Annotated in this window: 12 protein-coding genes; 5 read left to right on the top strand and 7 right to left on the bottom strand. The window is 61.0% G+C overall.

All coding sequences use genetic code 11. The annotated features are described in order from the left end of the window. Positions 1 to 3: 3 nt before the first annotated feature. Positions 4 to 402 (top strand): VOC family protein, encoded by a 399-nt coding sequence (locus FZZ90_RS12685; protein ID WP_226426133.1) that lies wholly within the window; start codon positions 4 to 6, stop codon positions 400 to 402. After that, entirely contained in the window at positions 365 to 2,803 is a 2,439-nt protein-coding gene (locus tag FZZ90_RS12690) for an endonuclease MutS2 (RefSeq protein ID WP_226426134.1), read from the top strand. Before FZZ90_RS12685 ends, FZZ90_RS12690 begins: the two co-directional genes overlap by 38 nt. Before the next feature lie 22 nt (positions 2,804 to 2,825). Here the strand turns inward: FZZ90_RS12690 and FZZ90_RS12695 are convergent, their stop codons facing one another. After that, positions 2,826 to 4,004, bottom strand: coding sequence for an ABC transporter ATP-binding protein (locus FZZ90_RS12695; protein WP_226426135.1), 1,179 nt, complete (start codon positions 4,002 to 4,004; stop codon positions 2,826 to 2,828). Positions 4,005 to 4,062: 58 nt separating this feature from the next. Here FZZ90_RS12695 and cgtA point away from each other — a divergent pair, with 58 nt between their 5' ends. Further along, the gene (cgtA, locus tag FZZ90_RS12700) at positions 4,063 to 5,052 is read left to right on the top strand and encodes an Obg family GTPase CgtA (RefSeq protein ID WP_226426136.1); all 990 of its coding nucleotides are present in this window, start codon (positions 4,063 to 4,065) and stop codon (positions 5,050 to 5,052) included. 92 nt (positions 5,053 to 5,144) lie between these two features. Beyond that, positions 5,145 to 5,327 carry a hypothetical protein gene (locus FZZ90_RS12705; RefSeq protein WP_226426137.1) on the top strand — a complete coding sequence of 61 codons (183 nt, stop codon included), beginning with the start codon at positions 5,145 to 5,147 and terminating at the stop codon, positions 5,325 to 5,327. A gap of 30 nt (positions 5,328 to 5,357) precedes the next feature. Here the strand turns inward: FZZ90_RS12705 and FZZ90_RS12710 are convergent, their stop codons facing one another. The 4 genes from FZZ90_RS12710 to FZZ90_RS12725 all read right to left on the bottom strand — a co-directional run bounded on the left by FZZ90_RS12710 (position 5,358) and on the right by FZZ90_RS12725 (position 9,222). Continuing rightward, on the bottom strand, positions 5,358 to 5,576 hold the full coding sequence (locus FZZ90_RS12710; RefSeq protein WP_226415295.1) for a CP12 domain-containing protein: 219 nt from the start codon (positions 5,574 to 5,576) through the stop codon (positions 5,358 to 5,360). Positions 5,577 to 5,714: 138 nt separating this feature from the next. Continuing rightward, positions 5,715 to 7,616, bottom strand: coding sequence for an ABC-F family ATP-binding cassette domain-containing protein (locus FZZ90_RS12715; protein ID WP_226426138.1), 1,902 nt, complete (start codon positions 7,614 to 7,616; stop codon positions 5,715 to 5,717). Continuing rightward, positions 7,613 to 8,251 carry a DUF2301 domain-containing membrane protein gene (locus FZZ90_RS12720; protein ID WP_226426139.1) on the bottom strand — a complete coding sequence of 213 codons (639 nt, stop codon included), beginning with the start codon at positions 8,249 to 8,251 and terminating at the stop codon, positions 7,613 to 7,615. The genes FZZ90_RS12715 and FZZ90_RS12720 overlap by 4 nt, the downstream gene beginning before the upstream one ends. Next, a complete protein-coding gene (locus tag FZZ90_RS12725; RefSeq protein WP_226426140.1) occupies positions 8,248 to 9,222 on the bottom strand; it encodes a glutathione S-transferase C-terminal domain-containing protein in 975 nt (324 codons plus the stop codon). The genes FZZ90_RS12720 and FZZ90_RS12725 overlap by 4 nt, the downstream gene beginning before the upstream one ends. A gap of 70 nt (positions 9,223 to 9,292) precedes the next feature. Here FZZ90_RS12725 and FZZ90_RS12730 point away from each other — a divergent pair, with 70 nt between their 5' ends. Beyond that, a complete protein-coding gene (locus tag FZZ90_RS12730; RefSeq protein ID WP_226426144.1) occupies positions 9,293 to 10,207 on the top strand; it encodes an aspartoacylase in 915 nt (304 codons plus the stop codon). Here FZZ90_RS12730 and FZZ90_RS12735 read toward each other — a convergent pair. Further along, the gene (locus tag FZZ90_RS12735; RefSeq protein WP_226426141.1) at positions 10,204 to 10,536 is read right to left on the bottom strand and encodes a hypothetical protein; all 333 of its coding nucleotides are present in this window, start codon (positions 10,534 to 10,536) and stop codon (positions 10,204 to 10,206) included. The two genes, FZZ90_RS12730 and FZZ90_RS12735, sit on opposite strands and share 4 nt — an antisense overlap. Before the next feature lie 36 nt (positions 10,537 to 10,572). Beyond that, positions 10,573 to 10,710: a hypothetical protein gene (locus FZZ90_RS12740; RefSeq protein WP_226426142.1), complete on the bottom strand. Its 138-nt coding sequence runs from the start codon at positions 10,708 to 10,710 to the stop codon at positions 10,573 to 10,575. Between the last annotated feature and the right edge of the window lie 219 nt (positions 10,711 to 10,929).

Raw genomic sequence — 10,929 nt, forward strand, 5'->3', positions numbered from 1 at the left:
TCGATGGCAACAGCCGATCAACCCAAGGGTGTGGATCGTCTCGGTCACGTTGCGATTCGCGTTGAGAACGTCGATCGGGCTGTTGCCTTCTACACCGATCTGGGCATGCATCTGGTCTGGCGCGCCGACGACTGGTGCTATCTGGAAGCCGGGGAAGGACGCGACGGGCTCGCCTTGTTAGGCCCGAATTACAAGGCCGCTGGCCCACATTTCGCCTTCCATTTCCGCGATCGTGAGCAGGTGGATGTGATTCACGACCGTCTCAAAGCGCAGGGTGTGCACGTTGGTGCTGTCCATGACCACCGCGACGGCACGGCGTCTTTCTATCTGAAAGACCCGGAAGGCAACTGGCTCGAAATGCTTTATGAACCCCCCGGTGGCATCCCCTCCAACTGCAATTGACTTGAGTCAAGAGGCGGATAGGGCTCAGCAGGAAACCCTTGAACTGCTGGAGTGGCATCGGGTCTGTGACCATCTCAGCGGCTTTGCCAGCACCGGCATGGGTCGTGATGCGGCCCGGGTTCAACCGCTGCCGGCCACTCTGGATGAGTCGAAACAACGCCTGGCCGAGACCGTTGAAATGGCGGTGCTCGATGACCTCACCGAAGGGGGACTCAGCTTCCGCGGCGTGCAGAACCTTGAGCCAGTGGTGCTGCGCTGCAGCAAGGGTGGGGTGGCCTCCGGTGAAGAGCTGCTGTCCGTGGCGGAAACGTTGGCAGCGGCCCGTCGCTTGCGCCGTCAGATCGACGACCCCGAGCTACGCCCGGTGTGCACTGCGTTGATTGAAACGATGGTGACGCTGCCGGAGTTGGAGCAGCGGCTCAAATTTGCCCTCGAAGAGGGGGGCCGCGTTGCTGATCGATCCAGCTCGGCGTTGTCGGCGCTGCGGCATCAATGGAACGGGCTGCGCCAGGAGCGTCGCGACAAACTTCAGGCGTTGCTGCGGCGCCTGGCCCCATCCCTGCAGGACAGTGTGATTGCCGAGCGTCATGGCCGACCTGTTCTGGCGGTGAAGGCCGGTGCGGTGAGCCAGGTGCCCGGCCAGGTTCACGACAGCTCGGCCTCAGGCAGCACCCTCTTTGTGGAACCCCGCTCGGTGCTCACGATGGGCAACAAGTTGGTGGAGCTGGAGTCGCGCATTCGCGATGAAGAACGCAAGGTGTTGGCGGAGCTGAGTGCTCTGGTGGCTGAAGAGGCATCCGCCCTCAACCAGCTTGTGGCTGTGCTGCGCACGCTTGATCTTGCGCTGGCCCGCGGGCGTTACGGCCGCTGGCTTGGCGGGGTGGAGCCGCAGCTTGAGCCAGCAGCGGAGGCTCCGTTTCGCTTTTCAGGTCTGCGGCACCCACTGTTGGTGTGGCAGCACAAACGGGCGGATGGGCCGCCCGTGGTTCCCATTTCGGTGGAGGTGTCGCCGGAGCTGCGGGTGGTGGCGATCACTGGGCCGAACACCGGTGGCAAAACGGTCACCCTGAAAAGCATCGGCCTTGCTGCACTGATGGCGCGCGCCGGCATGCTCTTGCCCTGTTCAGGGAAACCCTCCCTGCCCTGGTGTTCCCAGGTGCTGGCGGACATCGGAGATGAGCAATCCCTTCAGCAGAGCTTGTCCACCTTCAGCGGCCATGTGAAGCGCATCGGGCGGATTCTTGAGGCGCTGCAGCGCGGTAGTGCCCCTGCCCTGGTGCTGTTGGATGAGGTGGGTGCCGGAACGGATCCCAGCGAGGGAACGGCTTTGGCAACGGCTTTGCTCAAGGCTCTTGCCGATCGAGCCCGGCTCACGATTGCCACCACTCACTTCGGTGAACTCAAGGCTCTCAAATACGACGACGCTCGTTTCGAGAATGCCTCCGTGGCCTTCAATTCCGAGACCTTGTCTCCCACCTACGAATTGCTGTGGGGAATTCCTGGACGCAGCAATGCCCTGGCGATCGCGACGCGCTTGGGTCTCGATTCGGATGTGCTTCACCAGGCCCAGCAGCTTCTGGCTCCAGGGGGAGATGGTGAGGTGAACAGTGTGATCCGCGGTTTGGAGGAGCAACGGCAGCGCCAACAGGCCGCGGCAGAAGATGCTGCAGCACTCTTGGCACGCACTGAGCTGCTGCACGAGGAGTTGCTGCAGCGCTGGCACAAGCAAAAGCAGCAGACCGCGCAACACCAGGAGCAGGGGCGTCAACGCTTGGAGCAGTCGATCCGCCAAGGCCAGAAGGAAGTTCGCACGCTGATTCGCCGGCTGCGTGATGAGCGCGCAGATGGGGAAACCGCGCGGCGGGCTGGGCAACGGTTACGCAGCTTGGAGGACCATCACCGCCCCACCCCTGAACGGCGTGCACCCAAGCCGGGCTGGCGTCCGGCGGTGGGCGATCGCGTGCGCTTGCTGGCCCTCGGCAAGGCTGCGGATGTGTTGGCCATCTCCGATGACGGCCTTCAGCTGACGGTCCGTTGCGGGGTGATGCGCACCACGGTGGATCTAGCGGCGGTGGAAAGCCTGGATGGTCGTAAGCCGGAGCCGCCTTCAAAGCCGGTGGTGAAGGTGCAAGCCCGTTCAGTTGGCGTCGGTGGTGCACAGGTGCGCACCAGTCGTAACACCCTTGATGTGCGTGGCATGCGGGTGCATGAGGCCGAAGCGGCAGTCGAGGAATGCTTGCGCAGTGCCAATGGCCCGGTTTGGGTGATCCATGGCATTGGCACGGGCAAGCTCAAGCGCGGCCTGCGCACTTGGCTGGACACTGTTCCCTACGTGGAACGGGTGACCGATGCTGAACAGGGGGACGGCGGACCGGGTTGCAGCGTTGTCTGGGTCCGCTGAGTTGGTTCAACCCCTTCAATGACTAACGGATCGCTTCTCCATCCGCATCAAACAACCGCCAGCCTGTGGGGTCAGGGTCGAGGTTGATGGCATCGCCGCTGTTGATGTTGATTTCCGCTGAACATCTGACTTGGATGAGTTGATCGCAATCCAGGAGCCGACAGCTGAGGATCTGTTCATTGCCCAGGCGCTCGCAATGGCTCACCTCGGCCTGGAGGTTTCGGTTTGTTGGTGGTGCCAGATGCCAGTGTTCAGGTCTTAACCCTGCGGTGAGATGTTGGCCTTCACGTTGAAGTAAAGGCTCGACCATTTCGCCTTCAACTTGTATCCGCTTACTGCCCAAAATGAGGGTTGCATTCGGTCCCACTGTTACGGGCAATAAGCCCATTGCCGGGCTGCCAATGAACTGGGCTACGAAGATGTTGGAGGGCCACTTGTATAACTCCATCGGTGTCCCCAGTTGTTGCAAGCGCCCTTGGTTCAACACCGCGATGCGATCACCCATGGTCATTGCTTCCACTTGATCATGGGTGACATAAACCGTTGTTGTGCCCAATTCGCGCTGCAGCTCGACGATTCTTTGGCGCGTGCTCGTTCTGAGTTTTGCGTCGAGATTGCTAAGCGGTTCATCCATCAAGAACACCTCAGGATTGCGTGCCATGGCACGCCCGAGGGCGACCCGTTGTTTTTGTCCGCCAGACAGTTCCTTTGGCCTTCTGTCGAGCAATTCCGTTAGTTCCAGAGATCTGGCAACGGTGTTCACCCTGGTTTCGATTCGTTCTTCTCTTACCGACTGCACCCTCAGTGATTGGGGCAACGCGCGCGTGGATCGAAAGGCTTGGTCTTGGATCCGCTGGAATGTTGATCTTGCCTGGCTTCTGCGCAGTCCGAAGCTGAGGTTGTCCCGCACGCTGAGATGCGGGTAAAGCGCATAGCTCTGGAAAACCATGGCGACGTTGCGGCGCGCCGGCGGAACATCGCTGATGGGCCGGGTTCCGATTCTGATTTCGCCGTTGGTGGGATTGTCGAGACCAGCGAGCAGTCTCAGCAAGGTGCTTTTGCCGCACCCCGAGGGACCGACAAGCACCAAAAACTCACCATCGATAATCGTCAGATTCAACTGACGAATCACCTCAACGGGATCTCCGCCACCGCGTCCTGGGAAGGTCTTGCTGAGGTCTTCGAAACGGACGCCGGCCAACGGCAGAGCTGCAGCGGCTGAATCTTAGGGTTAAGGACTGGATTCAGCCGGAAGCACCGTGCAGTTCATCGATCAGGCACGGATCACGGTCCGAGGCGGTCGCGGCGGCGATGGCATCGCTGCATTTCGCCGTGAAAAGTATGTGCCGGCTGGAGGCCCTTCCGGAGGTGACGGCGGTTGTGGGGCTCCCGTGGTTCTGGAGGCCGATAGCAATCTGCAAACCCTTCTCGACTTCAAATACAAACGCCTGTTCGCTGCCGATGACGGGCGACGCGGTGGCCCGAACAAATGCACCGGTGCATCCGGGAAAGACTTGGTGATCAAGGTTCCTTGCGGCACGGAGGTGCGCCATCTGCGCACCGGCATTCTTCTGGGCGACCTAACAGCGCCGGGGGAACGTCTCACCGTTGCCTTTGGAGGACGAGGTGGTCTGGGCAATGCCCATTACCTGAGCAACCGCAACCGCGCGCCGGAGAAATTCACCGAGGGGCGAGAGGGTGAGGAATGGCCCCTGCAGCTTGAACTCAAGTTGCTGGCTGAAGTTGGCATCATTGGTCTTCCCAATGCAGGCAAGAGCACCTTGATCGCCGTGCTGTCGGCAGCGCGGCCCAAGATTGCCGATTATCCGTTCACTACTCTGGTCCCCAACCTTGGTGTGGTGCGCCGCCCCAGTGGAGATGGAACCGTTTTCGCAGACATTCCAGGCTTGATTGAAGGGGCCGCCCAGGGTGCTGGTCTTGGCCACGACTTTCTGCGTCATATCGAACGCACCCGTTTACTGATCCACCTCGTGGACGCTGGATCCGAGGATCCCGTGGCTGACCTGAACGTCGTCCAGCAGGAGCTGGAGGCCTATGGCCATGGTCTTGTTGATCGACCACGGTTGTTGGTGATCAACAAGCAGGAGTTGGTGTTAGAGGAGGATCTCCCCACGTTGCGGCAAAACCTTGAAGCAGCGAGTGGTCGTCCCGTGCTCTGCATTTCTGCAGCGATGGGAACCAATCTCGATCAGTTGCTGTCCGAAACCTGGGCTGAGCTCGGGGTGTGAGCTGAGCTCCAGACAATCTTCATGTGATCAGCCACGTCAATGCTTGTGGGTTGATCAGGTGCGAGCCATAACGGGGATGTCTCTCCCATGACATGACCTTCTACACCTGTCTGGACAACAAGGGCGATGTGATCGCCCGGTGCCAAACGAAAGAGTCTGTTGCTGTACTTCAACGCATGGGACGTCCCATCGCTGAAGTGAAGGCGATGCGTCTCGAAGAGGCTGTCGTCTGCAGCCTGACCGGCAGCCCCTCTGACTACAACGAGGACTACTGAGCCCTCGTTGGATTTACGACGTTTGTTGATTCAGTCGTCGTAGACGCGGCACTCATCGGCATCGGGATTGGCCTCGCAATGCAGCTCCAGGGAGGTGGGGTCGTGGCTGTCGCCGGGGTGGTGTTCCTTGTATTCCTCTAGCGACTTCAGCTCATCGGTGAGGTGACGAACCTTGGCCTCGTCTCCAGCTGCCTTGGCAGCTTCGATTTCCGATTGATCCTGCTGGATGTGTTCGTCGATGGACTTCATGAATTGAGACCGTGGCCTCAAGGCACTTTACGGCGATTCATCGGTTTTGGAGTGGTGGAATCCCGCCCCATGACCATCCGACAATGTTGATCTGAAGTGGCGGTAGCCGTAGCTACAACCATGGCTCCAGATCGTTGATCAGGGCGTCAATTCGCTGAGTTCCAGCCAGCGTTCTTCGGCCTGTTCGATGCGGGAGATCAGATCAGCCAGCTCAAGGCTCAGCTTGGCCATGTCAGCGCCCGCTTGGGTCATCTGTTGCTCCAGGTCCTCTTTCTTCAGCTCCAGTTCAGGCAGCTGTTGATCAAGAGCCGCAAGCTCCTTGTTTTCCTTGAAGTTTCGACGCCGAGGACCGTCGCGCTTGCTTTCGCTGCTGCGCTCTGGTTTTGGTGTGGTGGGTTTGCTCGCCTGGTTTTGGCTGCGTTCTTCCTGACGCTGCTGCTCCAGAAATGCGCTGTAGTTCCCTTCAAACCGATTGAGCCGTCCTTGGTCGAAACAGAACAGACGATCAACGGTGCGATCGAGGAAGTAGCGGTCGTGGGAAACAACGATCACGCAGCCCCGGAAGTCCTCAAGAAAGTCTTCGAGAACGCTGAGGGTTTGAACATCCAGATCGTTGGTGGGTTCGTCCAACAGCAACACGTTGGGCGCCTGGATCAGCATCCGGCAGAGGGTGAGGCGACGGCGCTCGCCGCCGGAGAGCTTGGCCAAGGGGCTGTGCTGCTGGCCCGGTGGAAACAAAAAGCGTTCCAGAAGCTGGGATGCGGTGACCTGTTCACCCCCTAGATCGATCCGGCTGGCGGCTTCTTCCACGAACTCGATCACTTTGCGATCGAGCCCCCTGCCTTCGTTGAAGGCTTCGGTGTGCTGGTCCAGGTAGCCGATGTGAACGGTCTCTCCAAGGAGCAGGCTGCCCTGGGTGGGCTCGCGCCGTCCGGCGATGAGATCAAGCAGGGTGGATTTGCCGCTGCCGTTGGGGCCGATGATGCCGATTCGGTCTTCGGGGCTGAAGCTGTAGCTGAAGCCATCGAGGAGTGGGCGACCACCCTGGTTGCCATCGGCTGTGACGCCAACGGCTTCGGCTTCGATCACCTGTTTGCCGATGCGCCGGCTGATGCCGGTCATCTCCAGCTTTGCTTTGGCCTGATTGGGTTTCTGCTCACGCATCGCTTCGATGCGTTGCAGCCGCGCCTTCTGTTTGGTGCTGCGGGCCTTGGGGCCCTGGCGCAGCCATGCCAATTCGCGGCGAAGCACGCTTTTGAATTTGGCTGCTGAGGCTGCCTCTGAGGCATCTTCTTCCGCTTTGTGCTGCAGAAAGGTGCTGTAATTCCCTTGATAGGTGCGGGCCTGGCCTCGGTCCACCTCCACCATCCGCCGCGTCACCCGATCGAGCACGTAGCGGTCATGGGTGACCAGCACCAGAGCACCGGGATAGCGATCCAGCCAGCTCTGCAGCCATTCAACAGCAGTGGCATCGAGATGGTTGGTGGGCTCATCCAGCAGCAGCACATCGGGGCAAGCCACCAGGGCTGATGCCAGGCCCACCCGTTTGCGGTAACCGCCGGAAAGGTCGTCGACCGGGCGCTGGAGATCGCTGATGCCCAATTTCTGCAGCACTTCCCGGCATTGCTGCTCCAGGCTCCAGGCGTCCTCTTCATCCATGCGTTGGCTGAGCTGACCCAGCTCCGCCATCAGCGCTTCATTGCTGGGGTCTGCGGCAATGGCGTCGCTGAGAGCGCTGAAGCGCATCAGCAGATCCCGTTTGGCGCCACAGCCCTCCAGCACCTGCTCCATCACCGTGAGCCCCGGTGTAATTCGGCTCTCCTGACCCACCAGCTCCACCCGCAGCCGGGGAGAACAGCGGCGTTCTCCCTCACCGAGGGGTTCCTTCCCCGCCAGAACTTTCAACAGCGTTGATTTGCCGGCGCCATTGGGGCCGATCAGGCCCAGCCGCTCGCCATCCCCAATGTGGAGGTCGAGATCGGAAAAGAGGGTGCGGATGCCGAAATCCTTGGCCGCACCCACCAGGCTGATCAGACTCACGGTGTGCCAGCGGGCAGTTGACCGTCCAGATAAGCAAACACGCTCTTGTCGCCCACATCCGCTGCCGCATCCATCCCGAATTTGCGCAGGGCCAGCAGCACCAGCAGCAACGCTGCACACTCCAGGAGAGCCAGGCAGAGGGGGCCATTGATTACCCCCATCAGGTGCCCGAGCAGCGCTGCAGGCAGCAGCAAGGTGAGGCCGATCGCCTCGGGTCGTTGGAAGCAGAAAAACTCCTTGAAGCCGATGCCGGCCAAGGCGGCAAACAGCGGGCCGATGGCCAGGATCCAGATCGGCTGATCCCGTAGGGCGGAGAGCGCTTCGGTGGGGCCGGCCTGCAGCAGCAGTGCCCCCCAACCGATGCAACCGCTGAGCCAGAACAATTGAAGGGCGCGGTGCAAGGGACGGAGATAAATGTGAATCCAGCGGAGCGCCAGGCCCAGGGCCGTGGCCATCGGCAGCACCCAGAGCCATGCCCAGGGGTTATCGGTTTGCCACCACTGCAGCACTCCGGCGGCCAGGCTGAGGCCGGTGATTAACAGGGCGATTCGATAGGAACGCACCTCCAGGCGATCGGCGGCGGTGATCGAGTAGGTGCCATAGACACCTTCAAAAGTTGGATCTGCGCTGGTCATCCCGACGCTGCCGTGCTGTTTACCAGTGTGCTCAGGTCGGGACCGGCTGGAACAATCCCGCCGGGATTGAGGGGGAACAATGCACCGAAGTAATCGTGTCGCCAGGCGTTGCCGTCGCAAGTTTCCGCCACGCCCGGTAGGGCGTAAAAGCGTTGTCGCCAGGCCCAGAGTTGCGGGTAGTGCCAGAGCGGGTGCCGACTGCAGCCGAACAGTGGGGTATAGACCAGCTCCCATCGGATCAAGGTGGGGAACAGCCGCACGTCAGCCAGGGTCAGTGTTGTGCCGCACAGCCATGGACCATTGGTTGCGAGGCTTTGCTCCACCGCATCGAGGGCGGCAAAGAGATCGGCTTCAGCGCGGTCGTAGGCCGCTTGGTTGCGGGCGAAACCGCAGCGGTAAACCCCATCGTTGATGGCCGGTTGCAGCAGCTGCTGCCAGGCCTGGATCTTGTCGGTTGATTCCGCCGGTGCCAGGTCAACAACCCCGTCTTGATGGGGCCAGCGGTTTAACAGGTCCACCAGTGGAGCACTGTCATTGCCCAGCAGGGTGTGGTTTTTGGGATCCACCAGCACAGGCACGGTGGCCCGGTAGCTAGGGGGGGCGCCGCAGTGCTGATACAACTCCAGCAACGTTGCGCACCCCTCCCAGGCTGGATTGAGGGCCCAGCGTCCAGCGTTGTGATCCGCCTGTGCCATCAGGAGGCTGACGCTGTCGTGCAGATGGCGCAGCTGATGCACCAGCCAGGTGCGATGGGCCCAAGGGCAACTGCGCCCGATCACCAGCAGCGGCCGTTGGCCGGCGCTGCGCTGGAGCAGGTCCGCGGGGTTCAAGGCCGGCGGGGTGAGCGGATCGCTGCTTGGTCGGATGTAATTGCCGGCCGCATCGGCTGGGCCCAGCCCACCCATGAGCCGTTGCCATTGCCATCGCCAGCTGCGACGGGCGGCCGTGACCACGACAGGTGGGATCGACATGGCGCGGTTTGGATCGCTTTCATCCTCGCTGTGACTCGTGCTTCAGTCAGAACTTGGTTCGCTGTGGTTCATGAGCAGCTGTGGCGTTCTTGTGGTGGCCGGCACCCACGGGAATGAGGTCAATGCCCCTTGGTTGCTGCAGCAGTGGCAGGCCAACCCTGATCTGATTGACGCTGCAGGTTTGGTGGTGCAGCGGGTGATCGGCAACCCGGAAGCGCTGCGCCGCCGCTGCCGTTACGTCGATCGTGACCTCAACCGCTGCTTCCTCCCGGAACAGTTGAAGCAGGGGGCCTCCGGCTTGGAGTTCCAGCGTGCTGGGGAACTCCTGCACTTGCACGGCCCCAGCGGCGAGCAGCCCTGCGTTGTAGCCGTTGATCTGCACAGCACCACAGCGGCCATGGGAAATTCCTTGGTGGTGTATGGCCGGCGCCCCGCTGATCTCGCCCTCGCGGCTTTGGTGCAGGGGGCTCTTGGCCTGCCGATTTATCTGCACGAAGCCGATGCTCAGCAGACCGGCTTTCTCGTGGAATCCTGGCCCTGCGGACTGGTGATCGAGGTTGGCCCTGTGCCGCAAGGTCTGCTCAATGCCCGGGTCGTTGAACAGACCCGTCTTGGCTTGGAAACGTGCCTTAGGGCGGTGGATCAGGCACGTCAGGGGTTGGCCCGGCTGCCGGACGCTCTGGTGGTGCATCGCCACTTGGGGAGTCGCGATCTCCCGAAGTCGGAGAAAGGAGAGCCGCAGGCCCTGGTTCATCCCGAACTACAGGGGCGCGATTGGCAGGACATCGCCTCAACCCAGCCCATGTTCCGGGCTGCGGATGGGACCGATCGTGGTGAGGGGTGGGTTGAAGGGGAGATTCCGGTGTTTGTGAACGAAGCGGCCTATGCGGAGAAAAGCATCGCTTTTTCCCTCACGCGCCGGGAGGTGTGGCCTGTGGAGCCCACCTGGCTGCCGGCCTTGAAGCAGCTGCTCTCTGCGGCTTAACCGCAGGCCCAAACACCTTTGCCCTCCTCAGAGCAGATCAGATTGCTCGTCTGACCATCCGCCCAATACATCCGCAATCGATCGTCCTCGGTGCCGATCCGCAGGGTGAGGGATCGCAGCGGGCCGGCTGGTGTCTTGCTGTCGGCATCGCCGGCGGGTGACTTGAGTTCTTGCAGCTCTTGCTCCAGCTGATTGATCCGTCGTTCCAGCTGTTTGATCGAAGCTCTCGTGTTGGCGTTTGGCTTGTCGCCACTGGAGGACACCAGTCCACAGCTGGTGAGGCCAACCGAGGTCACCAGAAGACAAAGCAGAGGAATCAAACGCTGCATGGGCCTTTCCCGATTGGCCCAAGCCTCTCAGCAGAACTAGCGTTGGGCCAGACGTTCACTCCAATACACGGTGGCACCTTGAGCCTCCAGCTCCAGTCGCCTGTAACGGGCCTGGGTCAGAGGAACGGTTTCCTCCAAGCGATGGCCGGCTTGCATCCAGCGGATCAGAACCAAAAAGCGCCCCAGCGAGTCTCATGAATCTTAAGTCTTTCGGAAGCCTCGCTTTTCTGTCCTGAGGCCCATAAGCGTTGGTTTCGCAATCTCTGGACACACAGCGCAAACTTCCTTTACACTCCCGAGCAGGCAGGGCTTTCCTGCCCTTCCTTAAACCGTTCCTTCGGGAACATTTCTTTCCGTTCTCATGACCACCACCCTCCAGCAGCGCTCCGGCGC

This window comes from Synechococcus sp. MU1617 (assembly GCF_020514235.1).
In the GTDB taxonomy this organism is placed as follows: domain Bacteria; phylum Cyanobacteriota; class Cyanobacteriia; order PCC-6307; family Cyanobiaceae; genus Parasynechococcus.

Bases quoted from the DNA above. Each gene is read 5' to 3' on its own strand.
- FZZ90_RS12710 (WP_226415295.1), bottom strand. From the start codon at position 5,576: ATGAAGTCCATCGACGAACACATCCAGCAGGATCAATCGGAAATCGAA.
- FZZ90_RS12730 (WP_226426144.1), top strand. From the start codon at position 9,293: ATGAGCAGCTGTGGCGTTCTTGTGGTGGCCGGCACCCACGGGAATGAG.
- FZZ90_RS12705 (WP_226426137.1), top strand. From the start codon at position 5,145: ATGACCTTCTACACCTGTCTGGACAACAAGGGCGATGTGATCGCCCGG.
- FZZ90_RS12685 (WP_226426133.1), top strand. From the start codon at position 4: ATGGCAACAGCCGATCAACCCAAGGGTGTGGATCGTCTCGGTCACGTT.
- FZZ90_RS12690 (WP_226426134.1), top strand. From the start codon at position 365: ATGAACCCCCCGGTGGCATCCCCTCCAACTGCAATTGACTTGAGTCAA.
- FZZ90_RS12725 (WP_226426140.1), bottom strand. From the start codon at position 9,222: ATGTCGATCCCACCTGTCGTGGTCACGGCCGCCCGTCGCAGCTGGCGA.
- FZZ90_RS12735 (WP_226426141.1), bottom strand. From the start codon at position 10,536: ATGCAGCGTTTGATTCCTCTGCTTTGTCTTCTGGTGACCTCGGTTGGC.
- FZZ90_RS12720 (WP_226426139.1), bottom strand. From the start codon at position 8,251: ATGACCAGCGCAGATCCAACTTTTGAAGGTGTCTATGGCACCTACTCG.